24 protein-coding genes are annotated in these 25,116 nt (G+C 66.3%); 17 read left to right on the top strand and 7 right to left on the bottom strand.

Annotated elements, in window-relative coordinates; translation table 11 throughout:
- Window positions 1-115: 115 nt before the first annotated feature.
- Together ACVCMJ_RS12900 and ACVCMJ_RS12895 are read right to left on the bottom strand one after the other, a co-directional pair.
- Window positions 116-1,033 carry an EamA family transporter gene (locus ACVCMJ_RS12900; RefSeq protein WP_447081798.1) on the bottom strand — a complete coding sequence of 306 codons (918 nt, stop codon included), beginning with the start codon at window positions 1,031-1,033 and terminating at the stop codon, window positions 116-118.
- A complete protein-coding gene (locus ACVCMJ_RS12895) occupies window positions 1,026-1,979 on the bottom strand; it encodes a LysR family transcriptional regulator (RefSeq protein ID WP_447082734.1) in 954 nt (317 codons plus the stop codon). Before ACVCMJ_RS12895 ends, ACVCMJ_RS12900 begins: the two co-directional genes overlap by 8 nt.
- A 219-nt stretch (window positions 1,980-2,198) precedes the next feature.
- Between ACVCMJ_RS12895 and ACVCMJ_RS12890 the strand changes: the two genes are divergently transcribed.
- From ACVCMJ_RS12890 to ACVCMJ_RS12830, 13 genes are all read left to right on the top strand, one after another.
- A complete protein-coding gene (locus tag ACVCMJ_RS12890) occupies window positions 2,199-3,413 on the top strand; it encodes a CaiB/BaiF CoA transferase family protein (RefSeq protein WP_447081796.1) in 1,215 nt (404 codons plus the stop codon).
- Window positions 3,410-4,630 (top strand): CaiB/BaiF CoA transferase family protein, encoded by a 1,221-nt coding sequence (locus ACVCMJ_RS12885; RefSeq protein ID WP_447081795.1) that lies wholly within the window; start codon window positions 3,410-3,412, stop codon window positions 4,628-4,630. The genes ACVCMJ_RS12890 and ACVCMJ_RS12885 overlap by 4 nt, the downstream gene beginning before the upstream one ends.
- 41 nt (window positions 4,631-4,671) lie before the next feature.
- On the top strand, window positions 4,672-5,838 hold the full coding sequence (locus tag ACVCMJ_RS12880) for an acyl-CoA dehydrogenase family protein (protein WP_447081794.1): 1,167 nt from the start codon (window positions 4,672-4,674) through the stop codon (window positions 5,836-5,838).
- An 84-nt stretch (window positions 5,839-5,922) separates the two neighbouring features.
- Window positions 5,923-6,333, top strand: a complete 411-nt coding sequence (locus ACVCMJ_RS12875) for a hypothetical protein (RefSeq protein WP_447081793.1) — start codon at window positions 5,923-5,925, stop codon at window positions 6,331-6,333.
- Window positions 6,334-6,338: 5 nt separating this feature from the next.
- Window positions 6,339-6,779, top strand: a complete 441-nt coding sequence (locus ACVCMJ_RS12870) for a MaoC family dehydratase (RefSeq protein WP_447081792.1) — start codon at window positions 6,339-6,341, stop codon at window positions 6,777-6,779.
- A 56-nt stretch (window positions 6,780-6,835) separates the two neighbouring features.
- Window positions 6,836-7,132 carry a hypothetical protein gene (locus ACVCMJ_RS12865; RefSeq protein ID WP_447081791.1) on the top strand — a complete coding sequence of 99 codons (297 nt, stop codon included), beginning with the start codon at window positions 6,836-6,838 and terminating at the stop codon, window positions 7,130-7,132.
- Between the two features lie 65 nt (window positions 7,133-7,197).
- Window positions 7,198-7,950, top strand: a complete 753-nt coding sequence (locus ACVCMJ_RS12860) for an enoyl-CoA hydratase/isomerase family protein (protein ID WP_447081790.1) — start codon at window positions 7,198-7,200, stop codon at window positions 7,948-7,950.
- Between the two features lie 36 nt (window positions 7,951-7,986).
- Complete coding sequence (locus ACVCMJ_RS12855) at window positions 7,987-8,496, top strand: TRAP transporter small permease (RefSeq protein WP_447081789.1); 510 nt, start codon at window positions 7,987-7,989, stop codon at window positions 8,494-8,496.
- Between the two features lie 13 nt (window positions 8,497-8,509).
- On the top strand, window positions 8,510-9,799 hold the full coding sequence (locus ACVCMJ_RS12850) for a TRAP transporter large permease (protein WP_447081788.1): 1,290 nt from the start codon (window positions 8,510-8,512) through the stop codon (window positions 9,797-9,799).
- A 67-nt stretch (window positions 9,800-9,866) separates the two neighbouring features.
- Complete coding sequence (locus ACVCMJ_RS12845) at window positions 9,867-10,859, top strand: TRAP transporter substrate-binding protein (protein WP_447081787.1); 993 nt, start codon at window positions 9,867-9,869, stop codon at window positions 10,857-10,859.
- 29 nt (window positions 10,860-10,888) lie between these two features.
- Window positions 10,889-11,341, top strand: coding sequence for a MaoC family dehydratase (locus tag ACVCMJ_RS12840; RefSeq protein WP_447081786.1), 453 nt, complete (start codon window positions 10,889-10,891; stop codon window positions 11,339-11,341).
- Between the two features lie 80 nt (window positions 11,342-11,421).
- The gene (locus tag ACVCMJ_RS12835) at window positions 11,422-12,354 is read left to right on the top strand and encodes a dihydrodipicolinate synthase family protein (RefSeq protein WP_447081785.1); all 933 of its coding nucleotides are present in this window, start codon (window positions 11,422-11,424) and stop codon (window positions 12,352-12,354) included.
- A 15-nt stretch (window positions 12,355-12,369) separates the two neighbouring features.
- Window positions 12,370-13,314 (top strand): dihydrodipicolinate synthase family protein, encoded by a 945-nt coding sequence (locus ACVCMJ_RS12830; protein ID WP_447081784.1) that lies wholly within the window; start codon window positions 12,370-12,372, stop codon window positions 13,312-13,314.
- Window positions 13,315-13,388: 74 nt separating this feature from the next.
- Here ACVCMJ_RS12830 and ssb read toward each other — a convergent pair whose 3' ends face one another.
- Both ssb and ACVCMJ_RS12820 read right to left on the bottom strand, forming a co-directional pair.
- The gene (ssb, locus tag ACVCMJ_RS12825; protein ID WP_447081783.1) at window positions 13,389-13,874 is read right to left on the bottom strand and encodes a single-stranded DNA-binding protein; all 486 of its coding nucleotides are present in this window, start codon (window positions 13,872-13,874) and stop codon (window positions 13,389-13,391) included.
- 131 nt (window positions 13,875-14,005) lie between these two features.
- Window positions 14,006-15,235 carry an MFS transporter gene (locus ACVCMJ_RS12820; RefSeq protein ID WP_447081782.1) on the bottom strand — a complete coding sequence of 410 codons (1,230 nt, stop codon included), beginning with the start codon at window positions 15,233-15,235 and terminating at the stop codon, window positions 14,006-14,008.
- A gap of 70 nt (window positions 15,236-15,305) precedes the next feature.
- Between ACVCMJ_RS12820 and uvrA the strand changes: the two genes are divergently transcribed.
- A complete protein-coding gene (gene uvrA, locus ACVCMJ_RS12815) occupies window positions 15,306-18,152 on the top strand; it encodes an excinuclease ABC subunit UvrA (protein ID WP_447081781.1) in 2,847 nt (948 codons plus the stop codon).
- Window positions 18,153-18,189: 37 nt separating this feature from the next.
- Here the strand turns inward: uvrA and ACVCMJ_RS12810 are convergent, their stop codons facing one another.
- The 3 genes from ACVCMJ_RS12810 to ACVCMJ_RS12800 are packed head-to-tail and all read right to left on the bottom strand — an operon-like array spanning window position 18,190 to window position 20,911.
- The gene (locus ACVCMJ_RS12810; protein ID WP_447081780.1) at window positions 18,190-19,317 is read right to left on the bottom strand and encodes a deoxyguanosinetriphosphate triphosphohydrolase; all 1,128 of its coding nucleotides are present in this window, start codon (window positions 19,315-19,317) and stop codon (window positions 18,190-18,192) included.
- An 11-nt stretch (window positions 19,318-19,328) separates the two neighbouring features.
- Complete coding sequence (aroB, locus tag ACVCMJ_RS12805) at window positions 19,329-20,411, bottom strand: 3-dehydroquinate synthase (protein WP_447081779.1); 1,083 nt, start codon at window positions 20,409-20,411, stop codon at window positions 19,329-19,331.
- The gene (locus tag ACVCMJ_RS12800) at window positions 20,405-20,911 is read right to left on the bottom strand and encodes a shikimate kinase (protein WP_447082591.1); all 507 of its coding nucleotides are present in this window, start codon (window positions 20,909-20,911) and stop codon (window positions 20,405-20,407) included. The genes aroB and ACVCMJ_RS12800 overlap by 7 nt, the downstream gene beginning before the upstream one ends.
- A 238-nt stretch (window positions 20,912-21,149) precedes the next feature.
- Here ACVCMJ_RS12800 and ACVCMJ_RS12795 point away from each other — a divergent pair, with 238 nt between their 5' ends.
- The 3 genes from ACVCMJ_RS12795 to lysA are packed head-to-tail and all read left to right on the top strand — an operon-like array spanning window position 21,150 to window position 25,095.
- Window positions 21,150-23,621: a penicillin-binding protein 1A gene (locus tag ACVCMJ_RS12795; RefSeq protein ID WP_447081778.1), complete on the top strand. Its 2,472-nt coding sequence runs from the start codon at window positions 21,150-21,152 to the stop codon at window positions 23,619-23,621.
- Window positions 23,621-23,818, top strand: coding sequence for an LPS translocon maturation chaperone LptM (lptM, locus tag ACVCMJ_RS12790; protein ID WP_447081777.1), 198 nt, complete (start codon window positions 23,621-23,623; stop codon window positions 23,816-23,818). Before ACVCMJ_RS12795 ends, lptM begins: the two co-directional genes overlap by 1 nt.
- A complete protein-coding gene (lysA, locus tag ACVCMJ_RS12785) occupies window positions 23,815-25,095 on the top strand; it encodes a diaminopimelate decarboxylase (RefSeq protein WP_447081776.1) in 1,281 nt (426 codons plus the stop codon). The genes lptM and lysA overlap by 4 nt, the downstream gene beginning before the upstream one ends.
- Window positions 25,096-25,116 lie beyond the last annotated feature (21 nt).

Raw genomic sequence — 25,116 nt, 5'->3', positions numbered from 1 at the left:
ACTGTTGTAAAGAGGACATTCGCCGTAAGTCCGTGTATTTTACCCAACCCACGAGGAGGACTCCGAAATCGAGGCAGCATGAAGTCTGTCTGGATTGCGCTGCTAGCGCTTCGAGCTAGCGCTTCGAATACGCCAGCAGCACGATGCAGGCCAGCACGATGGCGCCGCCCAGCAGCTGCAGCCCATTGAAGGTCTGATCCAGCACCAGCCAGCCGAAGAACAGGCTGGCGACGGGCTCGCTGTTCATCACCGGCGCATTGCGCGGCATGTCCAGCCGGGGGATGGTGATGAACAGGATGGAAAAGGTGGTGGCGTAGAGCACGGACAGCACGCCCAGGCCCCACCATCCGGCCGAGGACAAGGGGACGTCCAGTCCCCCGGGCACCACGCCCGCCATGCCGACCGCCAGCATACTGCCGAAGACGATGGTGATCGTGTACAGGCTGCGCACCGGGCCAATGATGTCCGACAGGCGGTTGTCGCTGATCCACAGGCCCACGGTGAAAAAGCTGGCGGCGCCAAAGGCGAACAGCACGCCGACGATCCATTCGGGCCCCATGCGCCCGCGCGCCGACAGCACGCCAGGCAGGTCCAGGACAAAGATCAGGCCCAGCAGAATACTGGCCATCAGGATCCCGGCGCGACGCGTGGGCCGGGCGCCGCCCAACGCCCACGTCAGCAGGGCGAGCAGGATAGGGAACAGGTTGCCCAGCAAGAGCGCCAGGGCGACCGGGATGCGGGCCACGGCGGAATACAGGCACAGGCTCTGCATGGCGACCATCAGCCCCAGCAGGAGCTGCCAGGAGCCGCAGTTGCCGGGCAGGCGAAGGGCATGCCCCTGCCACAGCACGACCGCCAGCAGGGCCGCACCACTGAACGCGGCGCGGCAGACGACGGCCAGCATGACGCCGGCGCCGTCATCGAAAGCGATCCGCGCCGCGACATGGTTCAGGGCGGACAAGGTCCCGATCATCAACAGCAGGCCGATCGCCACGTGCTGCGGGAACAGCGGGTTTCTGCCGGGTTCAGTCATGGTTGGACGCGGAATCACCGGCTGGCGCCGGGTTCTGGCCGGACGCCGCCACGCTGGTGCGGGTGGACAGCATCAAATCGATGTCCTCATAGATGTAGTCGAGCAGCCTGCGGGTGATCCGCTGCATGGGTTGCGCGCTGGAGACGATGGCGTTGATCTTGACCCGGATGCGCGGCCGGAAGGGAATGATGCAGACGCCGCGGTAGCGCGGCGAGGACGCGGTCAGAGCGTCCATGATGGCGGCGCCCAGGCCCTCTTCTACGAACAGGCCCGCCAGGTTCATGAAGCGCACGTTCATGACGGGGGAATAGTCGACCTTGCTGCGCCGGAAAGCCTCCTGGACCGCGCTGTGCAGGCGGCTGCGCGTGCTGGCATTGATCAGCGGCACGTCTTTCAGGTGGTTGGGCGTGACGTACGGCAGCTGGCACAGCGGGCTGTCCGCGGGACACAGGCACACGATGTCGAGGCCGGACAGCGGAATGTATTTCAGCGTGGGGCGCGCGTAGGGCTCGATGGCGAATCCGATGTCGGCGGCGCCGGTCTCGACATATTCCAGCACGTTGTCCAGCCGCAGCGTTTCCATCGACACCCGCACGTCCGGATGCTGCTTGATGAAGCGCGTCAGGACCTGCGGCAACAGGCTGTCCGAGGGCTCGGCGGTGGCGACGATGTTGATGTGCCCCATGGTGCCGTCGCGCAGATGCCGGGCGGTCTGCTCGACCATTTCCTGGATCGTGAACATGGGCTCGGCCTGGTTGAGCAGCACCGTAGCTTCCCGGGTGGGCACCAGCCGGTTGTGCACGCGACTGAACAGGGCGAAACCCAGGGAACGCTCCATGGCCTTGATCGCGTTGGAGATGGCCGGCTGCGACATGTGCAGCGTGCTGGCCGCCCCTACCGTGGTCCCGGCATGGATCACCGCGCGCAGGATTTCGAGTTGCCGCAAGTTCATGTTTTCCAGCCGCTGCCGAGGTCGAAGGGCCTCAGTCTAGCACCGATACCGGCCATTTCATGTATTCAAACAATCTATACATACCCACCAAAACATAATTGAGAATGATATTGTGTGCACGCTTCGACACCCCTACTATGGTCTCTATCGCAACGATGGGCGATCCGGCCGCGGCAGCGCGGCACGGCGAGAAGAAAAGAGGGAGACATTGCAATGAAGCTCCTTGATGGCGTCAAGGTCCTCAGTTTCAACCATTTCCTGGCCGGTCCGCTGGGGGCGCAGATTCTCGCGGATCTGGGCGCCGACGTGATTGCGGTCGAGCCGCTGGACGGCGCCTTTCAGCGCCATTGGGCGGTGGCCAACCGCTTCGTGGGCGGCACCAGCGTGAATCACCTGACCTGCGGCCGCAACAAGCGCAGCATGGCGGTCGACCTGAAGAACCCCGAAGGCCTGGCCATCGTCGAGCAGCTGGTCCGGGACGCGGACGTCGTCATGGAAAATTTCCGGCCGGGCACGATGGACAAGCTGGGGCTGGGGTACGAGGCCTTGCGCGCGCTCAACCCCGGACTGATCTATGCCGTCTGCACGGGCTACGGTTTCCGCGGTCCGTACAGGGACCGTCCTGGCCAGGACATGCTGCTGCAGGCCATGTCCGGCCTGATGATGCGCACCGGCCGCGCCGACGGCCCGCCGACTCCGGTCGGCTCGCCGATCATCGACCACCATGCCGCGGCGCTGTACGCCAACAGCATCCTGGCGGCGCTGTATGCCAAGGCCAGGACCGGCGAGGGCCGCATGGTGGAGGTCAGCCTGCTGCAGGCCGCGATCGACCTGCAGATCGAGCCGCTGACGGCATGGCTAAACGGCGCCGACTCGCCTCAGCCCCGCGCCGAGGAAGGCATCGCCTCATGGTGCAGCGCCGGTCCCTACGGGCCGCTCGCCACCGCCGACGGCCACCTGGTCATCTCCATGTCGACGCCCGACGCGCTGGGCAAGGCGCTGGGCATCGAGGCGCTGGTCGGGTGCCCTGACAGCGACAGCTTCGACCGCCGCGAGGAAGTCACCCGCGCCGTCGCGGCGCGCCTGCGCGAGAAGCCGACGGCGGACTGGCTGCCCATCCTGGCCGACCACCGGATCTGGCACGCCCCGGTGGTGGACTACGACACCGTCAAGGCCGACCCGCAACTTGCCCATCTTGGCGCGTTCGAAACCCTGCCCGGGATCGAGGGCGAGGACATCACGCTGGTCATGCACCCGGCGCTGTTCGACGGCGCGTCGCCGTCCGTGCGCATCCCGCCCCAGGCCCTCGGCGCCCAGACTCGCGAGGTATTGCAGCAACTCGGCTATGACGAGGCCCGCATCCAGGACCTGCTGCAGCGCAAGGTGGTCCGGGGCCTCCAGGACGACGCCCCAGGAGCGCGAGCATGACGGGTCCCTTGTCTTCCAAGACGCGCGTACTGAGCTTCTGCCACTATCTGCAGGGCCCCGCGTGCGCGCAATACCTGGCCGACATGGGGGCCGACGTCATCAAGATCGAACCCTTGTCGGGCTCCTTCGAGCGTCACTGGTCGGGCGGCAATTCCTGGGTCACCGACGTCAGCGCGTTCTCGCTGGCCATGAACCGCAACAAGCGCAGCCTGGCGGTCAACCTGAAGACACCCGAGGGGCTCGCGCTGGTACGCGAGCTGGCGGTCAAGGCGGACATCCTGGTCGAAAACTACCGCCCGGGCGTCATGTCGCGGCTGGGGCTGGGCTACGAAGACGTGCGCGCCCTGAATCCCGACATCATCTATGCCTCGGCGTCCGCCTTCGGCGCGACCGGGCCGGCGGCCGCGCGGCCGGGGCAGGACCTGCTCATGCAGGCGCGATCCGGACTGATCGCGGCCACCGGCGGCCGACAGCACACCGTGGTGGGTGCGGCAGTGATCGACCAGCACGGCGCCGCCCTGCTGGCCATGGGCGTACTGGGCGCATACATCCGGCGCCTGCAGGGCGGCCCCGGCACCCGCGTCGAATCCAACCTGTTCGGCGCCGGGATCGACTTGCAGATCGAGGCCCTGACCAAGTTCTATGCCGCGCCGGGCGGGCGCGACCTGCTGCCGCGCAACGAGCACGTCGGCAGCTGGTACCACGACGCCCCCTACGGCCTGTACGCCCTGCAGGATGCCGAGATCGTGCTGTCCATGAACGATCCGGCGCGGCTCGCCGAAGCACTGGACAGCGACGCGCTGCGGGAGCTGGCCGCGATCGACCGCTATCAGGAACGCGACCGCTACGCGGAAGCCACCGCGCACGCCCTGGCCGGACGCCGCTTCGCCGAGCTCAGCATCCGGCTGGACGGCCACCAGATCTGGTACGAACGGGTCCAGGACTACCAGGACCTGCGCGCCGACGCCCAGGCGCAGCATCTGGGCGTCTTCCAGACGATCGAGGTCAATGGCCAGGCCGCCACGCTGATCGGCCATCCCCTGACCTACGACGGCACGCGCCCCGCCCTGCGCGCCATGCCCCTGTACCCCGGCGCGCATAGTCGCGAGATCCTGGAGGAAATGGGGGTGTCCCCTGAGCAGCAGGACAGGCTGATCCAGGCCGGCGTGGTCGGCGAGCCGGCCGCCGCGCGCCCCGCGCCCGTCCCCATCGATTGAATCCACTGACTTGATTGAATATTGAAAAGGCAGACCCACCCATGATTGATTTTTCAGTCCCCAGTGAAAGCCAGCTGCTGATCGACACGGTCCGGCGCTTCATCAAGGAAGAAGTCCAGCCCCTGGAACAGCCGACCGAGGAAAGCGGGGTGATTCCGCCCGAAGCGCTGGCGCGCGTCAAGCAGAAGGCCCAGTCGCTGGGCCTGTTCGCCATGAACATGCCCGAATCCGTGGGCGGCGGCGGACTGAGCTGCGTCGACCAATGCCTGGTGGAGCAGGAATTCGGCCGAACCACGGACGCGCTGATCCGCCGCGTGTTCGGGCAGGTCTACCCGATGCTGATGGCCTGCAAGGGCGAGCAGATCGATACATACCTCAAGCCGACAATCGCCGGCGACCAGATCTGCGCCATGGCCATCACCGAGCCGGGCGCCGGCTCGGACGCCGCGTCGATCTCGACCACCGCCCGACTCGAGTCGGGCGAATGGGTGCTGAACGGCACCAAGCATTTCATCAGCGACGGCGACCTGGCCGACTACGTGATCGTCATGGCGCTGACGGACGCCGAAAAACGCGGCCGCGGCGGCATCACGCTGTTCCTGGTGGACAAGGGCACGCCGGGATTCCGGGTCAGCCGCGTGCAGCCCATGATGGGCCACCGCGGGTACGGCCACGCCGAGCTGGTCTTCGAAGACTGCCGCATCCCCGGGCACGCCGTGCTGGGCGAGGTCGGCCAGGGCTTTTCGCTGATCATGGGCAGCGTGTCGCAGGTCCGCCTGGCGCACATCGGCGCACGCGCCGTCGGCATGGCCAGCAACGCGCTGGAAATGATGAGCGAGTACGCCATGGACCGCAAGCAGTTCGGCCGACCCATCGGCGAGTTCCAGATGGTGCAGAAACTGATCGCCGACAGCGCCACCGAAATCTTCGGCGTCAAGATGATGGTGCTCAATGCCGCCTGGGAGGTCGACCAGGGCCTCGATCCACGCGCCAAGGTGTCCATGGTCAAGGTCGCCGCCTCGGAGATGCAGGGCCGTGTCGTGGACCGGGCGATCCAGGTGTTCGGGGGCATGGGCTTCACCCGGGAAATGCCGCTGGAACGCATGTACCGCGACGCGCGGGTCACCCGGATCTACGACGGCACCTCGGAGATCCACCGGATGCTGATCGCCCGGGACATCATGAAACGTGGCCTGCCCGCGTTCTGATCCGGAGACCCGCGCGCGCCCATTCCTCACCAACCACATCGCGCCGGCACGGGGCCGGCGCACCATGAACCTGGAAGAGAGACCATGACGAACCAAGGCACGCCGCCCGCAGCGGGCGAATTCAAGTTCTCCAAGACCCTGACGGTGGCTGAGCAGGCCCTGTTCACCGGGATCAGCGGCAATATGGGCGCGCAGTACGTAGACGCCACGTGCGGACAGAAGAACGGTACCGGCGGGCTGATGGTGTTCGAGCTCGCGATCGCGGCGCTGGCGACCACGGGGCTGGCCAAGCTGGGCGGCCCCGGGCGTCGCATCGCGGCCCTGAACGTCGAATTCGCGCAGCCCGTGGCGGTGGGCACCACCGTCGAGGCGCAGGCGCACGTCGAACAGTCGCAGGGCGACACGCTGCTCTGCCGAATCCGCTGCACGGACGCGCAGACCGGCAAGATCCTGGTCGGGGGCACGGCGCAGCTCGTCCCGCTGGCGCAAGGGTGACGGCCATGTACGACAGCAAGCCTTTCGAGACGCTGAACGTGGGCGACCGCGCGCAGCTGTCCAAGACCATCACGGAAGCGGACGCCGCGCTCTACATCGCCAGCACCGGGGACTTCGGTCCGGTGCACGTGAACGACGCCTATGCCTCGACCACCCGCTTTGGCCAGCGCCTTGCGCCGGGCATCATGGTTGCCGGACTGTGCACGAGCGTGCTGACCAGCGAGCTGGTGGGCGTGGCGGGGGTGTCCATCGAGGACCAGTTCTGGTTCACCGGCCCGGTGTTCTACGGCGACACGATCCGGTTCGAGGTCTGGATCGACGCGCTGGAACCCGAAAACCGCACGGTGCACTGGAAAGCCAGCGCGCGCAACGAGGACGGAATTGAAGTCCTCAAGGCGCGGGCCACCCTGAAATTCCCGCGCGGCAAGAAAAGGGAAACTCCATGAGCCCGGGCCGCCGGACCGCGCCCCCACTGATCAATATCACAGAGTCGAGTACCTTCATGACCACGAACGACGAAGAATTCACGCACATCGTGATGGTGGATATCGCGCCCGAGCACGAGCGCGCCTTCAACAAATGGTATGTGCAGAAGCATTTTCCGGATCTGCTGTCCTGCCCCGGCTGGCTGTCGGCCAGCCGCTACATCAACCTGGGCGAAGGCCCCAAGTACGTCGCCATGTATTCGGTGGCCGGCCAATGGGCGTTCGAGACCGAGGATTTCATCAAGGCGAAAGGCTTCGGGCCCTTCACGGATCACGTGCGCAATTTCAAGCGGTTTCAACTGAAGCCCATCTGAGCGCAGGACCCGCGCGCCCGGGCTTGGCCGCCCGAGGCGCCCGAAGATAAAAAAGGAGACAAACCATGGACCCCCTCTTGTTGCAGCAGCGGCCCGCGCCCGGTGTGCTCCTGCTGACCCTGAACCGGCCGGACAAGCGCAACGCCCTGAACAGGGCCCTGGTGTACGCCCTGGACGAGGCCCTGGCCGCCGCGACCGCCGACGAGGACGTGGGCTGTGTCGTGCTGACCGGCGACCAGCGCGCCTTCTCGGCCGGTGCCGACATCCACGACCAGCACGCGCATGGCGCGGGCGTGGCGCTGTCGGAAGAGCGCCTGGCCGCCTGGCAGCGCATCGCCGATTTCGAGAAGCCTTGCATTGCCGCTGTGAACGGCTATTGCCTGGGCGGCGGCAACGAGCTGGCCATGATGGCCGATTTCATCATCGCCGGCAGGAACGCCGTTTTGGGGCAGCCGGAGATCAATCTGGGAATCTTCCCGGGCGACGGCGGCACCCAGCGCCTGCCGCGCCTGATCGGCGCCCAGAACGCCGCGCGCATGATCCTCACCGGCGAACGGGTGCCGGCCGAACGCGCCTGGCGCATGGGCCTGGTCTCCGAGGTCGTCGCCGATGAGGACACGGTCGCGCATGCCGTGCGGCTGGCGGCCGGCATCGCGGAAAAAAGCCGGCTGGCGGCGCGCCTGGCCAAGGCCACCATCCGCCGCGGCCTGGACCTCAGCCTGGCCGACGGGCTGGCGCTGGAGCATGAGAACCTGCTGCCGCTGTTCGGCACGGAGGCCCAAAAGGACAACATGGCCCGATTCGCCTCAGGCGAATGATGCCCGGGCGAGGCCATACAGAAGGAACGAAGAACGATGAAAGAGATCAGCTTGAAAATCATCCACGCGCTGCGAGCCCTCGTGGACGTGTTTCTGGTGGTGGCCTTCCTTTTGATGTTCGGCGCCGTCCTGGCGCAGGTCGCCGTCCGCACCTTCACCCCGTTTTCCATCGTCGGCACCGAGGAGATCGCCAAATACAGCCAGCTCTGGCTGGTGATGATGGGCGCCGGCGTGGCACTGCGCTTCGGGCGCCACGTGGCCGTGGACGTCCTGGTCACCTTGATTCCGAAACGCGTCCGATCGGTGATCCAGTTCATCAACGCCTTGTTCATCCTGTGGTTTCTCATCCTCGTCTTCAAAGGCTCGCTGCCCCTGATCGACATGGGCAGCTTCCAGAAGTCGCCCGCGCTCGGCATGCCCATGTGGATCGTCTACGCCGGCCTGGCGGCCGGCGCCGTCTACATGATGATCGAACTCGTGCTGTCGCTGTGCTGCCCCGAACCGGATGCCGCGGCCGAGCAGCACACCATCCCCGAACAGATCTAGAGAGCAACGACAAATGTTCATTTCCGCCACTCTTTTCGCGCTGTTCCTGTTTTTCGGCATGCCGGTCGTCTTCGTGCTGGGGCTTGCCGGTGCGAGCTTCGTCGTGCTGGGAACCGACGTCCCGATCACCCTCGTCAGCGAACGCATCTTTTCCGGCCTGAACTCGTTCACCATCATGGCGATCCCGTTTTTCATCTTCGCGGGCGCCGTGATGGAGGGCGGAGGCCTGTCGCGCCGCATCGTGGACTTCGCCACCGCACTGATCGGCTGGGTGACGGGCAGCCTGTACCTCGTGTCGGTGACCACGGCCACTGCCCTGGCCGCCATTTCCGGGTCCGGCTCGGCCGACGCGGCCGCGGTGTCCTCGATCATGCAGCCCGAGCTCAAGCGGCGCCGGTACGACACCGACTTCGCCGCCGCGCTGATCGCCGCCTCGTCGTCGCTGGCGCAGATCATCCCGCCCAGCCTGCTGCTGGTCGTGGTCGCGGCCGTCTCGTCGCAGTCCACGGGCGCCCTGTTCATCGCCGGCGTGGCGCCCGGCCTGCTGGCCGCCGTGGGCCTGCTGGTCGCGGCGTACCTGTATGCGCGCAGAAGGCGCACCCAGTACCAAAGCGATACGCGCAGCTTTTCCGCGACTTATCTCGCGCGCACCTTCTGGTCCGCCATCCCCGCCCTGTTCATGCCGGTCATCATCGTCGGCGGCATCGTCAGCGGCGTGTTCACGGCCACCGAAGCGGCGGCGGTCGCGGCCTTCTACAGTCTGTTGATCGGGATCTTCGTCTACAGGGAACTGCAATTCAAACAGCTCCACGACGCCATCCTGCGCACTGCGATCCTGTCGGCGGCCGTCATGCTGATCATCGGCACCGCCAATATATTCGCCTGGCTGATCGCCTCCGAGGGCGTCGCCGACCACTTGGCCGAATTCCTGGAATCCGTCACGAACGATCCCTTCGTGTTCCTGCTGATCCTGAACGGCATCCTGCTGGTCGTGGGCATGTTCATGGAAAGCATCGCCGCGATCCTGATCCTGATGCCGATCTTCCTGCCGATCGCCCAGGCCTTCGGCGTGCATCCCATCCACTTCGGCGTGATGTTCGTCTTCAACCTGGCCATCGGCATGTTCACGCCGCCCTACGGCATCACCCTGTTCGTCTGCTCCAGCATCGCCGAGCGCACCGTCATCCAGGTGGCACGCCGCATCCTGGCGCCCTTGTGCGTCATGTTGCTGGTCTTGCTGGCGGTGAGCTACTTCCCCGAAATCACCTTGTTCCTACCCCAGCATTACGGCTTGATCAAATAGCCCGCATGCTTTTTCACCACGACAGCGCTTCCATAACCACCGCACTATCCAATCAGGAGACACGACCATGAAGAAGCTATCCATCTGCATTCTGTCCGCACTGGGCTGCCTGGCCGTATCCAGCAGCATGGCCGCCGAATTCAATTTCAAGGCCGGCACCGACCAGCCCGTGGGCAGTTCGTACGCCACCTTGCTCGAGGACTTCGCCAAAACGGTGCAGGCCAAAAGCGACGGGCGCATCCGCATCAAGGTCTATCCCGCCGCCCAGCTGGGCAGCGAGCTGGAACTGGCCCAGGGCCTGCGCCTGGGCACCGTGGACTTCACGGCCACCTCGGTGGGCAACATTTCCTCGCTGCTGCCCAAGGTCGCCATCCTCGGGGCGCCGTACATCTTCGAGAACATTGAGCACCGGCAGAAGGTGATTTCGGACGACACCGCCTTCTACGCTTCGCTGGAAGAATACGTGAACCACTCCAACGTGGGCGTCCAGCTGCTGGGCATCACTACGGCGGGGATCCGCAGCCTGTACAACTCCAAGGGGCCGGTCAAGACGCTGGAAGACCTCAAGGGCATGAAGGTGCGCACGCTGACGTCCGAGGAGCAGGTCCAGGGCTGGGAGAACCTGGGCGCCCGCCCCACGCCTATCGCGTTTTCCGAGTTGTATTCGGCCCTGCAGACCGGGGTCGTGGACGCCGCCGAGAATTCGCCGGAGTTCTACTACTCGATGAAGCACTACGAGCAGGCTCCGTATTACACGCTCACCGACCACATGATGGCGACCGGCCTGTTCATGGTCAGCAACCTGGCATGGAAGAAACTGCCCGACGATCTCAAGAAGATCGTGCTGGAGGCCGGCCACGCAGCCAGCCGCCGCGAGCAGCAATTCGACATGGACATGTCGGCCAAGTACATGGAAAAGCTCAAGGCCGAGGGGATCAAGATCAATGAGATCGACAAGGGTCCCTGGATCGAACGGTCCCTGCCGCTGCAGGACAGGCTGGCCAAGAAGGTCGACGCCGAAAAGATGCTCGGCCTGATCCGCCAGGCCGGCAGCCGCTGAGCCCACCCCGTCACCCTCCGGAGGATGAAGTGAAACAGCTGTACTTTGAGGACCTGGTGGTCGGCACCGAATACACCAGCCGCGGGCGCACGATCACCGATGCCGATATCCGCCTGTTCATCGGCGCCACCGGCGACGACCACCCGCACCACACGGATGCCGAATACTGCAAGAACCATCCGGTGTTCGAAAGGCCCTGCGCCCAGGGCGTTCTGGTGTTGAGCGTGAGCGATACCTTTTTCGCCTACGAGATCGGTTTCAACCTCGCCCATAGCCTGAACTACGGCCACGACAAGATCCGCTATCTCCAGCCGGTCTATGACGGGGACACCGTGCATTCGGTCATGCGCATCGCCGCCTGCGAACCCAAGGACGCAACCTGGGGCCGCGTCGTCGTGGAATGCAATGTGATCAACCAGAAAGGCCAGTTGGTCCTGGTGAACCACCAGGTCATCCTGGCCGGGCGCAGACCCCCGGCCTGAGCGCGCATCCGCCGCCCGGTGCGCGGGTTTCGGCCCGCGCACCGCCCACCAGCCCCCCGGGTGCCTCACCCGGGCGTCTCATGGAATTGTCTGAAATGCATCCCAGCTTTGAAGGTATTTTCGCATCCACCGTCGTCCCCATGCAGGCGGACGAACGGATCGATTTCGAGGCGCTGGCCCGGCATCAGCAGACCGTGGCCGGCCACCCCGGCATCCGCGGCCTGCTGATCAACGGGCATGCCGGCGAGAACTTCACGCTCAGCGCCGGGGAAAAGCAGGACGTGGTCCGCTGCGCGCGCGAAGCCGTGGGGCCGGAGTCCCGGCTGATCTGCGGAATCTATGCCGAATCCAGCGCCGACGCGGCCGACCAGGCCCGCCAGGCGGAAACTGCAGGCGCCGACGCGCTGCTCGTTTTCCCGCCCTTTTCCTGGGCGCTGGGACACACGGTCGACAGCGCGCTCGCGCACCATCGCGCCATCCGGGCGCAGAGCCGCCTGCCGCTGATGCTGTACCAGGCCTCAGTGAACGCGGGACAGATGGCGTACACGCCCGACACGCTGGCTGCGCTGGCGCAGCTGGAGGGCGTCGTCGCCATCAAGGAAGGCAGCTGGGAGACCGCCCGCTACGAGGCCACGCTGCGCCGCATCCAGGCCGACGCACCGCACGTGGGCGTCATGCCCTCGGGCGACGAGCACCTGCTGAGCACCTTCCTGCTCGGCGGCACCGGCTCGCAGGTCAGCATCGCGGCCCTGGACCCCGAGGCCGTCGTCCAGCTGTGGGACGCCGTCCGCCAGGGCGACCTCGCCCGCGCCCGCGCGGCCCACGCACGGCTGTACCCCCTGGTGAAAGCCGTCTACGGCACCGCGCCCGGGACGCGCGCCACTGCGCGCCTGAAAACCTGCCTTTCCCTGCGGGGGCTGATCCCGGCGCCCACCATGCGGGCGCCCATGACGGCATCCGACCCCGCCGAAACGCAATGGCTTCGATCCGTGCTCGACGAAGCCGGTCTTTAATCCTAGGAGTTCATCATGACGACCAAACACGATCTGAGCGGGGTCACCGTGGCCCCGGTCCTGCCTTTCCACGAAAAGGACCTGAGCATCGACTGGGACAGCTACGAACGCCTGATGGCCTACTGCATGAAGCCCAGCCAGATGGTGTCGGCCTTCGTCAACGGGCATGCCGGCGACGGCGCCATGCTGTCGCCGGCCGAGCGGTCCGAGGTCATCCGGCGCACCCGCCCGCTGATCGGGCAGAACACGCCCCTGATGGCCGGCATCATTCCCTACAGCACGGAGGACGCCAAGGCCCAGGCCATTCAGGCCGAACAGGCCGGCGCCGACGTGCTGGTGCTGTTCCCCATGCCGCAATTCGGCGGCGGCGCCTCCGGCGAGGCGCGCTACGCCATGCACTACCTGCAGTCCATCCGGGCGGTCACCAAGCTGCCGCTCTCCATCTTCCAGCAGGACGTACGCGCGGGCTACGGATACAGCACCGAGGTGCTGGCTGAACTGGTCCAATGCGAGCAAGTCATCGCCGTCAAGGAAGGCAGCGGCAGCATCCAGCTGTACGAGGACAATCTGCGCATGATCCGCGCACGCGCTCCGCACGTCGCCATGCTGCCGTCCAACTACAACTGGATGTTCGCCCAGGCCGCCACCGGGGCCGACGGCCTGCTCTCGGGCATGGCCAGCCTGGTGCCGCAGGAACTGTGCGATCTGTGGTGCGCCACCGAAGCCGGGGACCTGCAGGCGATGCGCGCCGCCAACGACAGGCTGTACGGGTTCGTGCGGTCGGTCTACGGCGCCGCCCCGCTGATGGACATGCACACCCGGCTGAAGGTCGGGCTCGCGCACCTGGGGATCATCGATTCGGCCATCCCCCGCCCGCCGCTGCGGCCCGTGCCCGAGGCGCACGCGCAACGGGTCGTGGCGGAGCTGGACAAGCTGAGGCCGAAACGCCAGGCCCGCTAGGCCGGACCGGCGGCAAAAAAGAACCTCCTCGCGGCGACGCGCAGGAGGTTCTTGCGTGAAAGAACGACTCGCGTCTAAAAAGGGATGTCGTCGTCCATGTCGGCCATATTGCTGGCGGGAGCAGCCGCCGGCGCGGCCGGGCGCGGCTGCTGGGCCGGACGCCGGGCCGGGGCCGGCGCCTGCGAGAAGCCGCTGGCGTCCCCAGCGGCATCGCCGCCGCCTTCGCGCCCACCCAGCATCTGCATCTGGTCGGCCACGATCTCGGTGCTGTAGCGGTCGGCGCCGGTTTCCTTGTCCTGCCATTTGCGGGTCTTCAGGCGCCCCTCGACATAAACCGAACGGCCCTTGCGCAGGTATTCACCGGCAATTTCCGCCAGGCGGTTGTAGAACACCACGCGGTGCCACTCGGTTTCATCGCGGCGCTCGCCGCTCGCCTTGTCCTTCCAGGTGCTGGTGGTGGCGATGGATACGTTGCAGATGGCGGCACCGTCCGGACTGTAACGGACTTCGGGGTCGCGCCCCAGGTTGCCGACGAGAATGACTTTGTTGACGGAGGCCATGGCGAGAATCCTGTGTTGAACGATGTGGCCCGATTATCGCGGCAAACGCCGCCGGGCGAACACATCGAAAGACGCTAAATGGACATTATCGCCCATGAGGGTTTGCCTCTCAACAGCGGCCGGCTGCCGCCTCAGGCGTGCGCCATTTCGTGGAACCCGCGCGCGGTGAACAGCCACACGGCGGCGAGCATGGCGGCCACCCAGAAGACCAGCGACGGGCCGCCCGAGCGCACCAGCAGGCCCCCGAGCACGCCACCGGCGAACACGCCCAGCGACTGCGCCGTGTTGTAGAAACCCAGCGCCAGCCCCTTGAAGGTAGGCGGCGCCACGCGCGACACCAGGGACGGCTGCAGCGCCTCCAGGATGTTGAAGAACACGAAAAAGCCGATAAGGGCCGCCACCACCAGCGCAAACGACGCCTGGAGCCAGGGCAGCAGGCCCAGCACCACCACCAATCCCAGCACCGACCATTCCAGGGCGGCCTTGTGCGCCTTGCGCGTCTCGGTATAGAACACAGCCGGCACCATCAGCACGAAGGACGCCAGGATCACGGGCAGATAGACCTTCCAGAGCGTGGCGGAATCAAAACCGCCCAAATGCCCCAAAAGCCCGGGTGCCACCATGAACAGCGACATCAGGATGAAATGCAGGCAGAACACGCCAAAATTCAGGCGCAGCAGCCCGCCATGGTGCAGCACGTCGCGCGCGGTGGCCTGCACGATGTCGGCTTCCGAGCGCGGCACGCTGGGGACGAAGAACATGGCGATCAGCAAGCAGAGGAAGCCCAGCAGGCTGATGGCCCAGAACAGGCCCGACAGGCCGAATTCCCCCACCAGCATGGGTGACAGGACCAGCGACAGCGCGAACGAGATTCCGATGGAACCGCCCACCATGGCCATCGCGCGGGTGCGGACCTCCGGGCGCGTGGCATCCGCGATCCAGGCCGTAATGGCCGCCGACACGGCGCCCAGCCCCTGGACCACGCGGCCCGCCGTCACCCAGTCCACATCATTCGTCAACGCGCAAATCACCCCGCCCAGTACGAACAACAGCATGCCAAAGACAATCACGGGCCGGCGTCCGTAGCGGTCAGATGCCATGCCCAGCGGAATCTGCATCACGGCCTGCGTCAGGCCATAGGCGCCCAGCGCCAGGCCTACCCGTGCCGGATCATCGCCGCCCACCAGCGTGCGGGCGGCCACGGCAAAGATGGGCGTGAGCAGAAACAGGCCCAGCATGCGGGCCGCGAACAGCGTGGCCAGCGCCACGCTGCTCTGGCGCTCAAGCGGGGTCAGCTTCAGCGCAGAAGACGCGGAAGAATGAGAGCGTGGCCGGAAGGACATGATTGCAGGGCGTTCCATGCAGGGGTGAGCAGAGGCTGCGCGTTATAGTACCAAGTTGGCCTTTTCAGAACCTGAACCCCGGATGGGCATGGACGCCATTTGCATTCGCGGTGCGCGCACGCACAATCTCAAGGATATTTCGCTGGACTTGCCCCGGCGCAAACTGGTCGTCGTCACCGGCTTGTCGGGTTCCGGCAAGTCATCCCTGGCCTTCGATACGCTGTATGCCGAAGGCCAGCGCCGCTATGTGGAAAGCCTGTCGGCCTACGCGCGGCAGTTCTTGCAGATGATGGACAAGCCCGACGTGGACGTGATCACGGGCCTGTCACCGGCCATCGCCATCGAGCAGAAGTCCGCGGGCCACAATCCCCGCTCCACGGTGGGAACGGTCACGGAAATCCATGACTACCTGCGTCTGCTCTATGCGCGCGTGGGAACGCCCTATTGCCCGGAGCACGGGCTGCCGCTGCAGGCCCAGAGCGTGAGCCAGATGGTGGACCAGGTGCTGGCCTTGCCCGAAGGCAGCCGCCTGGCGATCCTGGCCCCTTTTGCGCGCGCCAGCCAGACGGACCTGACGGCGGAGTGCCGGCGGCTGCAGGCACTGGGCTTCGTGCGCGCCCGTATCAACGGCGAGATTACGGTGATCGACGGCAGTTCACCCCTGCCGGCGGCCGACGCGCCCTGGGATCTGGACGTTGTGGTGGACCGCTTGCGGGCGCGCCCCGACAGCCGCCAGCGCCTGGCCGAGAGCTTCGAGACGGCTTTGGAGCTGGCCCACGGACGCGCGCTGGTGCTGGACATGGATTCGAACCAGGAATGGGCGACCTCCTCGGCCTATGCCTGTCCAGTATGCGGGCGCGGCATGGCGGGGCTGGAGCCCCGGCTGTTCAGCTTCAACAATCCGGCGGGTGCCTGCCCCACCTGCAACGGCCTGGGGCAGGTCGAGTCCTTCGACCCGGCCCGCGTGGTCGCCTTTCCCGAACTGAGTCTCGCCGCCGGGGCCATCTACGGCTGGGACCGGCGCAACGCCTTCAGCTATGCCACGATGGCGAGCCTGGCGCACCATTACGGCTTCAGCCTGGACACCTCCTATCAGAAGCTGGACGCCGCTGTCCGCGCGGCCATCCTGCATGGGTCGGGCGACGAACAGATCGCCTTCCAGTATCTGGGCGAGGGGGGTGTTCCGACCTTGCGGCACCACGCTTTCGAAGGCGTGATCCCCAATCTGGAGCGCCGCTGGCGCGAAACCCATTCCACCGCCGTGCGCGAAGAGCTTGGACGCCTGCGCCATACCCTGGCCTGCCCCGCGTGTCATGGGACGCGCCTGTGCGAAGAAGCGCGCCACGTCCTGATCGGCGACGAACCAGGGCCGGGCGAGCGCCGCGGCCGCGCCATCTTCGAAATCGAAGCCATGTCGCTGGCCGATTGCCGCCAGTGGTTCTCGACCTGGACGCTCTCCGGTCCCCGCCGGGAGGTCGCGGAACGCATCACCCACGAAATCCGGGCGCGCCTGGACTTCCTGGACAACGTAGGGCTGGGATACCTGGCACTGGACCGCAGCGCCGACACGCTCTCGGGCGGTGAAGCCCAGCGCATCCGGCTGGCCAGCCAGATCGGCTCCGGCCTGACCGGCGTCATGTACGTGCTGGATGAACCCTCCATCGGCCTGCACCAGCGCGACAATCACCGCCTGATCGAAACCCTGCAGCAGCTTCGCGACCTGGGCAACAGCGTGATCGTGGTGGAGCACGACGAGGACATGATCCGCGCCGCCGACCACGTCCTGGACATGGGGCCGGGTGCCGGAGAACAGGGCGGCGCGATCGTGGCGCAAGGCACTCCGGCCGAAATCGCGGCCGATCCGCAGTCCCTGACGGGCCAGTACCTGGCCGGAACCCGGCGCATCGTCGTCCCGACCCGACGCCCCGTGAGCGACGACCAGGCATGGCTGCGCCTGCTGGGCTGCAGCGGCCACAACCTGAAGCAGGTGGACCTGGCGATTCCGGTCGGCCGTCTCACCTGCGTGACCGGCGTATCCGGCTCGGGGAAGTCCACGCTCGTGAACGACACGCTGGTGGCGGCGCTGGCCCAGTCCCTGAATCGGGCCCAGGCCGCCCCCGCGCCTTACCGAAAGCTCGACGGCCTGGAGGCCTTCGACAAGATCATCAGCGTGGACCAGAACCCCATCGGCCGCACGCCGCGCAGCAACCCGGCGACCTATACGGGCCTGTTCACCCCCATCCGCGAACTCTTCGCGGGCGTGCCGGAGGCGCGCCTGCGCGGCTACGACCCGGGGCGATTCTCCTTCAACGTGAAGGGCGGACGCTGTGAAGCCTGCCAGGGCGACGGCGTGGTGCGGGTGGAAATGCACTTCCTTCCCGACATGTATGTGCCCTGCGAAGTCTGCCAGGGACAGCGCTACAACCGGGAAACGCTGGACATCCGCTATCACGGCCACAACATCAGCGAGGTCCTGGACCTGACGGTCGCCCAGGCGCTGGACTATTTCGAGGCTGTTCCCGTCATCGCGCGCAAGCTGCAGACGCTCATGGACGTGGGGCTGTCCTACATCCGGCTGGGCCAGAGCGCCACCACACTGTCGGGCGGCGAGGCGCAGCGCATCAAGCTGTCCCAGGAACTCTCGCGGCGCGGCTCGGAGCGCACGCTGTATGTGCTCGACGAGCCCACCACGGGACTGCACTTCCACGACATCGCGGTGCTGCTGGATGTGCTGCAGCGCCTGGTGGACGCCGGCAGCACCGTGCTGGTGATCGAACACAACATGGACGTCATCAAGACGGCGGACTGGATCGTGGATCTGGGTCCCGAGGGCGGGGCTGGCGGCGGGCGCATCGTCGCCCAGGGCACACCCGAAACCGTCGCCACCGCTCGCGGCAGCCACACCGGCGAATGCCTGCGCGGCGCGCTCGCCTGAAGCCCGCGGGCCGCGCGGCCCGCGGGCGACACCGCAATCAATCCATGCGAAACAACGCCCGGTGCTCGCGGATGGCGTAGCGGTCGGTCATGCCGGCAATGTAGTCCGCGATCGCACGCGCCTGCTCCACCGGATCGTCGCGCCGGTATTCGTCCGCCAGCAGACGCGGGTCGTCCAGGAAGGCCTGGAACAGCTCGCGCACGACGCGGCGCGCCTTGCCCATCATGCGCATCACCTGGGAATGGCGGTACAGGTTGCGCAACAGGAACTGCTTGAGCGCATCGGCCTGCGCCTGGATCGTCGGCGAAAACGCCGCCACGGGCGGCCCGGCGCGCAGTTCGTCCACAGATTGCGGCGCCAGCGCCAGGATGCGCGCCTGCGTGGTGTGCGTCAGGTCCAGCACCAGCGTATTGATCATCGACCGGATGACCTCGGACACCAGCCGCCTGGGCTCCACGTCCGGATAGCGGCGCAGCACCTGATCATGATGCACGGCAAAGATCTCCAGATGCATCAATTGCGGCACCGTGATCAGCCCGGAACGCAGCCCATCGTCCACGTCGTGGTTGTTGTAGGCGATCTCGTCCGCCAGATTGGTGATCTGCGCTTCCAGCGACGGCTGGGTACCCGCCAGGAACCGCTCCCCCACATCGCCCAGCGCACGCGCGTGGCGGCGCGAGCAGTGCTTCAGGATGCCCTCGCGCGTCTCGAAGCACAGATTCAGGCCGTTGAAGGCGGCGTAGCGCTCCTCGAGTTCGTCCACCACCCGCAGACTCTGCAGGTTGTGCTCGAAACCGCCGGCCTGAGGCGCCAGTTCGTGCAGACAGGCGTTCAGTTCGTCCTGTCCGGCGTGCCCGAAAGGCGTATGGCCCAGATCGTGCGCCAGCGCGATGGCCTCGGTCAAGTCCTCGTGCACCCCCAGGCTGCGCGCCAGGGTGCGCGCGATCTGGGCAACCTCGATACTGTGCGTCAGGCGTGTGCGAAACAGGTCGCCCTCGTGATTGAGAAAGACCTGGGTCTTGTACTCCAGCCGCCGGAACGCGGAACAATGGATGATGCGGTCGCGGTCGCGCTGGAAATCGCTGCGGCCTTGCGGGGCGGGCTCCGGATGACGGCGCCCCCGCGTGGCCTCGGGGCGGCAGGCATAAGGAGCAAGCGTCGCCATGATGCAGGCCCCTAGGCGCCCAGGCGCGCGGGCTCGAGCAGCGGCCGCACCGTCTCGTCATCCACGGCCCGGACCTGCGCGCGGCCCAGTTGCGGCAGCAACACATACCGTATGTGTCGTCCCTGATTCTTTTTGTCCACCCGCATCAGGTCCAGCCAGCGCTGGACGCCCAGGTCCGGCGCCTCGATCGGGCAACCGATGGCCGCCACCAGGTCCCGGATGCGCCCGGCCACCGACGGGTCCAGCCCCATCACCCGCACCGAAAGCTCGGCGGCCATCACCATGCCGCAACCCACGGCTTCGCCATGCAGCCATTGCCCATAACCCAGGCCGGACTCGATGGCGTGGCCAAAGGTATGGCCAAAATTCAGGATGGCGCGCAGCCCCGATTCGCGTTCGTCCTGTGACACGACGCGCGCCTTGATCTCGCACGAGCGCCGCACGGCATGCAACACGGCCTCCTCGTCGAGCGCGCGCAACGCCGCGACATGGTTCTCGCACCACGCAAAGAAGTCGGCGTCGGCGATCATGCCATGCTTGATGACCTCGGCCAGGCCGGCGGAGACTTCCCGCGCCGGCAGCGTCGCCAGCACCGCCGGGTCGATCTCCACGGCCAGTGGCTGGTAAAACGCGCCTATCATGTTCTTGCCGCGCGGGTGGTTGATGGCGGTCTTCCCCCCCACCGACGAATCCACCTGCGCCAGCAGCGTGGTGGGCACCTGGATGAAACGAATGCCGCGCATGTAGCAGGCCGCCGCAAAGCCGCAGATATCCCCCACGACTCCACCGCCCAGGGCCACCAGCACCGCATGGCGGTCCAGGGCGTGCTCCAGCAGCGCGTCGAAGATGCGGTTCAGGGAATCCCAGGTCTTGTATTGCTCGCCGTCCGGGAGCTCGACCCGCAGCACTGGCTTGCCGGCCGCCCGCAGCGTGCCGCACACCGCGTCGCCGTACAGCGCACCCAGCGTGGTGTTGGTGACCACGACGACCGAGGTGGCGTCCGCCGGGACGCTCTCGGCGAGCAATGCCAGCCGCCCGGCACCGATATGGATGGGATAGCGCCCGCCGGGGGCATCGACCTGGACCGTCAGCATGAAGGCTCCTGGGACTGAGTGGCGCGCAGCAGCGGCAATAAATGCTGCAACACGTGAGAAATGGGCTGGTCGGCGGTATCCAGCGTGATGTCGGCCAGCTCCGCATACAGGCGCTCGCGCTGGGCGATCAGATCGGCCAGGCGCTGGCGCGGATCGGGGGTATGCAACAGCGGGCGATTGCGATCGCGCGCCACGCGCCGGTAGAGTTCGTCCACCCCGGCGCGCAGATAAACCACACAGCCGCGCGCCTTCAGCATGGCACGGTTTTCGGCCGCCAGCACCGCCCCGCCACCGGTCGCCAGGACCAGGCTGGTCTTGCGCGTGAATTCGTCCAGCGCGGCCGTCTCGCGGCGCCGGAAACCCGCTTCGCCCTCGATATCGAAAATGGTGGCCACGCGCACGCCGCAACGCGCCTCGATGGCCTGGTCCAGATCGATGAATTCACGGCCCAGTGCCGTTGCAAGCTGCCGTCCGATCGTGGTCTTGCCCGCCCCCATCATGCCCACCAGGAAAACGGACGAGACGCCATCCCCGCGCCCGGACGCAGGCCCTGCAGAGTCAGTCACAGCACATGCGTTCGTCATCGCGCATCAAGTATGGGGTGGTTCGTTTGCGTGTATTATCGCATTTGCGGTTCGTTCACCCGGCGCGGTTCGATCTCAGCCCGCAGCATTCAGTTACATAGACCCTGCCCAGACCTGCTGGGCCGCCCGGGCCCTGGCTTTACAATCGCCCCTGATGAGCTCTTCCTCCCAATCTTCTTCCCGTCAGCAGGCGCCTGCCCGTTCGTGGCTTTCCCGATTCGTCCTCAAGGCGATCGTCGTATGCGCAGGCCTGGGCTTGTGCGGCGCGCTGCTCATGACGCTGGCCTTGGCGCTGGCCTGGCCCAATTTGCCCGACCTGCACGCGATGACCGATTACCGGCCCCGTATTCCGCTGCGTGTCTACACGGCCGACAACGTACTGATTGGGGAATTCGGCGAAGAACGCCGCAACGTCCTGCGCTTCGATGAAATCCCGGACGTGATGAAGTCGGCCATCCTGGCCGCTGAAGACGACCGCTTCTACCAGCATGGCGGCATCGACTGGACGGGCGTGATCCGGGCCGCCATCGCCAATGTGGTGCACATGTCCAAGACCCAGGGCGCGAGCACCATCACCATGCAGGTGGCGCGCAATTTCTACCTGTCGTCGGAAAAGACCTACACCCGCAAGTTCTATGAACTGCTGCTGACCTTCAAGATCGAGGCGACCCTGTCCAAGGACCAGATCCTGGACCTGTACATGAATCAGATCTTCCTGGGACACCGGGCTTACGGTTTCGCGGCCGCCAGCCGCACCTATTTCGGCAAACAGCTGTCGGAGATCACGCCGGCCGAGGCCGCCATGCTGGCGGGCATTCCGAAGGCCCCCTCCCGCTTCAACCCGATTTCCAATTTTGACCGGGCCAAGGCTCGCCAGGGCTACGTGCTCGGACGCATGCGCGCCCTGGGCTACCTGACCGAAGCCGAATACCAGGCGGCCATGAAGCAGCCCATCGTGGTCAAGTCCGCCGCCGGCACGCCGACCGGCCGCTACGCCGTGCATGGCGAATATCCGGCCGAACTGGCGCGGCAGCTGCTCTACGGCGTGTATCAGGACGACATCTACTCGCGCGGATTCAACATCTACACCACGATAGACTCCAAGGACCAGGAAGCCGCCTACGATGCCGTTCGCGCGGGCGTATTGGACTACACCCGCCGCGCGCCCTTCCCGGGCCCGGAAGGCGACGTCGACCTGCCCGCCGGCATCGAGGGCAAGACCGACGCCTTCAATGACCTGCTCGACGAGCTGCAGGACAAATACCCGGACAGCGGGGATCTGCTCACCGCGGTGGTCCTTTCGGCCAGCCCGACGGACGTGAAAGTCGCGCGCAGCGCCACGCAGATCATCGACGTCAATGACAAGCGGGCCCTGAAGGTCATCGCTCGCGCCCTGACGCCCAAGGCCAAGGAGTCCGTCCGCCTGCAGCGCGGGTCGGTTGTGTATATCCACCAGATGGACGGCTACTGGGAAATCATCAACAAGCCCACGGTGCAGGCGGCACTGGTTTCGCTACGCGCCCAGGACGGCGCCGTTGAAGCCATGGTGGGCGGCTTCGACTTCGAAGAAGGCAAGTTCAACCGCGTGACCCAGGCCTGGCGGCAACCGGGATCGTCCTTCAAGCCGTTCATCTACGCCTCCGCACTGGAACGCGGCCTGACCCCCGCTACGCAGATCTCTGACGAGCCGTTCTCGCTGACGGCGGAACAGACGGGATCCAAGGCCTGGAACCCGAAGAACTACGGGAACGCCTACGACCCCGTCCTGACCATGCGCCAGGGCCTGTATAAATCCAAGAACATGGTGTCCATCCGCATTCTCCAGGCCGTGGGGCCCAAGTACGCCCAGGACTACGTCACGCGCTTCGGTTTCGACCGCTCCCGGCAACCGGCCGTGCTGCCGATGGCTCTGGGCGCCGGATCCGTGACGCCGATGCAGCTCGCGGGCGGCTATGCCGTCTTCGCGAACGGGGGCTACCGCGTGCCGCCATTCCTGATCGACCATGTGACCGACAGCGCCGGCAAGATCGTCATGCGGGCGCGCCCGACGGTGGCGGGTGACACACTGGCGCGCGTCATCGATCCACGTACCGTCTATGTGATGGACGACATGCTGCGCGGCGTGGCCACGTTCGGCACGGGCGCGCGCGCCCACCGCGAACTGGGCCGCAACGACGTCGGCGGCAAGACCGGCACCACCAATGACTCCCAGGACGCCTGGTTTGCCGGATTCACGCCCAAACTGGTGGCCGTGGCCTGGATGGGATTCGACCAGCCCAAGTCCCTGGGCCAGGGCGAAACCGGCGGTGGCGCCTCGCTGCCCATTTGGGTGAGCTTCATGCGCACGGCGCTGAAGGGCCAGCCGGAAACGCCGCCGGGTCCCATGCCCAGCGGCCTGACCAAGCTCGACGGCGACTACTATTTCGACGAATACCCGCCGGGCACGGCGATCGCCCGCGTGGGTCTGCCCGCCCCGGGCGACCCGGCACCCGCCCACCCGTCGGGCAACACACCGGACGGCATCGGCAATCTGCTCAACCAACTGCAGGGCAACGCCACCCCGCAAAAACCTTCCAACAACCCACCTGGCAGCGCCGTCACCCAGCCGGTGCGCGTCCCCTTCTGATGAAGCTCGAACCCTCTTTCCTGCGAGCCGCGCGCCTGGTCACTGTCAGCGTCGCCTTTCTCTTGGCGGGCTGCGGCATGAAGGGCCCGCTGCAGCATCCCGCGCCTCCGCCGCCCGCCGATGCGGAACTCGCCACGCCGCCGACCGTGGCCCCGGCGCCCAGCCCCCCGGCCGCGCCCGCCGCGCCGCGGCCATGATCACCATGAGTCCGGATTACTCATTTCCCATGCGCGACGGCGTCCTGTACGCAGAGGACATTCCGCTTACCGAGTTGGCCGACCGCTACGGCACTCCCCTCTACGTCTACTCGCGCGCGGCGCTGCACGCCGCCTGGCAGAGCTACGAACGCGCCATCGCCGGGCGCGACGCACTGGTCTGCTTCGGAGTGAAGGCCAACTCCAACCTGGCCGTGCTGCATGAGTTCAAGCGCCTCGGCGCGGGATTCGACATCGTATCAGGCGGGGAACTGGCCCGCGTCCTGGCCGCCGGCGCACGCGCCGACCGTATCGTGTTCTCGGGCGTGGGCAAGCAGAGCTGGGAAATCCGCTCCGCGCTCACGGCCGGCATCAAATGCTTCAACATCGAATCGGCGGCAGAACTCGACCGCCTGGCCGACATCGCGCACGAAATGGGACTGGTCGCGCCTATCTCGTTGCGCGTCAACCCGGACGTGGACGCACAGACGCACCCTTATATTTCCACCGGGTTGAAGGAAAACAAATTCGGCGTGGACATCCACCAAGCCCCTGAACTCTACCGGCAGGCCCTGCAGCATGCCAGTCTCAAGATCACGGGCGTGGACTGCCACATCGGCTCGCAGATCACCAGCGTCTCACCCTACCTGGACGCACTGGAGAAACTGCTGGCCCTGATCGACCGCCTTTCCACCGACGGCATCCGCCTGGAGCACCTGGATCTGGGCGGCGGCCTGGGCATCCGCTACACCGACGAAACACCGCTGGATCCCGCCGTTCTGCTGGATTCCGTATTCCAGCGCCTGGCGGCGCACGGGCTGGACTACCTGCAGGTAGTGCTGGAGCCCGGCCGTTCGCTGGTGGGCAACGCCGGTGTGCTGCTCACGCGCGTGGAATACCTGAAACGCACCCCGGTCCGCAATTTCGCGATCGTGGACGCGGCCATGAACGATCTGATGCGCCCCGCCCTGTATGAGGCCTGGCACGGAGTCGTCCCCGTCGAAGCGCGTGCGGGAACACCCGCCGAGACCTGGGACATCGTCGGCCCCATCTGCGAAAGCGGTGACTGGCTGGCACGCGACCGGACTCTGCCGCTGGAGCAGGGCGACCTGCTCGCCATCCAGTCGGCCGGCGCCTACGGCTTTTCGATGTCGAGCCAATACAACACGCGGCCGCGCGCAGCCGAAGTGCTGATCGACGGCCAGGACTCCTATCTGGTGCGTCCGCGCGAATCCACGCAAGCGCTTTTCGCATCCGAGCGCATTCCCCACAAAGGTTAATCTCCGGTCCGGTCCAACCTG

Source organism: Castellaniella sp. UC4447_H14 (assembly GCF_052978285.1).
This window is presented reverse-complemented; position numbering and strand designations above follow the sequence as displayed.

Excerpts from the sequence above, each read along its gene's own strand:
- ACVCMJ_RS12900 (WP_447081798.1), bottom strand. The coding sequence starts at position 1,033 with ATGACTGAACCCGGCAGAAACCCGCTGTTCCCGCAGCACGTGGCGATC.
- ACVCMJ_RS12820 (WP_447081782.1), bottom strand. The coding sequence starts at position 15,235 with ATGGAACGCCCTGCAATCATGTCCTTCCGGCCACGCTCTCATTCTTCC.
- ssb (WP_447081783.1), bottom strand. The coding sequence starts at position 13,874 with ATGGCCTCCGTCAACAAAGTCATTCTCGTCGGCAACCTGGGGCGCGAC.
- ACVCMJ_RS12860 (WP_447081790.1), top strand. The coding sequence starts at position 7,198 with ATGGACCCCCTCTTGTTGCAGCAGCGGCCCGCGCCCGGTGTGCTCCTG.
- ACVCMJ_RS12870 (WP_447081792.1), top strand. The coding sequence starts at position 6,339 with ATGTACGACAGCAAGCCTTTCGAGACGCTGAACGTGGGCGACCGCGCG.
- ACVCMJ_RS12855 (WP_447081789.1), top strand. The coding sequence starts at position 7,987 with ATGAAAGAGATCAGCTTGAAAATCATCCACGCGCTGCGAGCCCTCGTG.
- ACVCMJ_RS12800 (WP_447082591.1), bottom strand. The coding sequence starts at position 20,911 with ATGATGGGGGCGGGCAAGACCACGATCGGACGGCAGCTTGCAACGGCA.
- ACVCMJ_RS12865 (WP_447081791.1), top strand. The coding sequence starts at position 6,836 with ATGACCACGAACGACGAAGAATTCACGCACATCGTGATGGTGGATATC.
- ACVCMJ_RS12810 (WP_447081780.1), bottom strand. The coding sequence starts at position 19,317 with ATGGCGACGCTTGCTCCTTATGCCTGCCGCCCCGAGGCCACGCGGGGG.
- ACVCMJ_RS12875 (WP_447081793.1), top strand. The coding sequence starts at position 5,923 with ATGACGAACCAAGGCACGCCGCCCGCAGCGGGCGAATTCAAGTTCTCC.
- uvrA (WP_447081781.1), top strand. The coding sequence starts at position 15,306 with ATGGACGCCATTTGCATTCGCGGTGCGCGCACGCACAATCTCAAGGAT.
- ACVCMJ_RS12835 (WP_447081785.1), top strand. The coding sequence starts at position 11,422 with ATGGAATTGTCTGAAATGCATCCCAGCTTTGAAGGTATTTTCGCATCC.
- ACVCMJ_RS12830 (WP_447081784.1), top strand. The coding sequence starts at position 12,370 with ATGACGACCAAACACGATCTGAGCGGGGTCACCGTGGCCCCGGTCCTG.
- ACVCMJ_RS12880 (WP_447081794.1), top strand. The coding sequence starts at position 4,672 with ATGATTGATTTTTCAGTCCCCAGTGAAAGCCAGCTGCTGATCGACACG.
- aroB (WP_447081779.1), bottom strand. The coding sequence starts at position 20,411 with ATGCTGACGGTCCAGGTCGATGCCCCCGGCGGGCGCTATCCCATCCAT.
- lysA (WP_447081776.1), top strand. The coding sequence starts at position 23,815 with ATGATCACCATGAGTCCGGATTACTCATTTCCCATGCGCGACGGCGTC.
- lptM (WP_447081777.1), top strand. The coding sequence starts at position 23,621 with ATGAAGCTCGAACCCTCTTTCCTGCGAGCCGCGCGCCTGGTCACTGTC.
- ACVCMJ_RS12885 (WP_447081795.1), top strand. The coding sequence starts at position 3,410 with ATGACGGGTCCCTTGTCTTCCAAGACGCGCGTACTGAGCTTCTGCCAC.
- ACVCMJ_RS12795 (WP_447081778.1), top strand. The coding sequence starts at position 21,150 with ATGAGCTCTTCCTCCCAATCTTCTTCCCGTCAGCAGGCGCCTGCCCGT.
- ACVCMJ_RS12850 (WP_447081788.1), top strand. The coding sequence starts at position 8,510 with ATGTTCATTTCCGCCACTCTTTTCGCGCTGTTCCTGTTTTTCGGCATG.
- ACVCMJ_RS12890 (WP_447081796.1), top strand. The coding sequence starts at position 2,199 with ATGAAGCTCCTTGATGGCGTCAAGGTCCTCAGTTTCAACCATTTCCTG.
- ACVCMJ_RS12845 (WP_447081787.1), top strand. The coding sequence starts at position 9,867 with ATGAAGAAGCTATCCATCTGCATTCTGTCCGCACTGGGCTGCCTGGCC.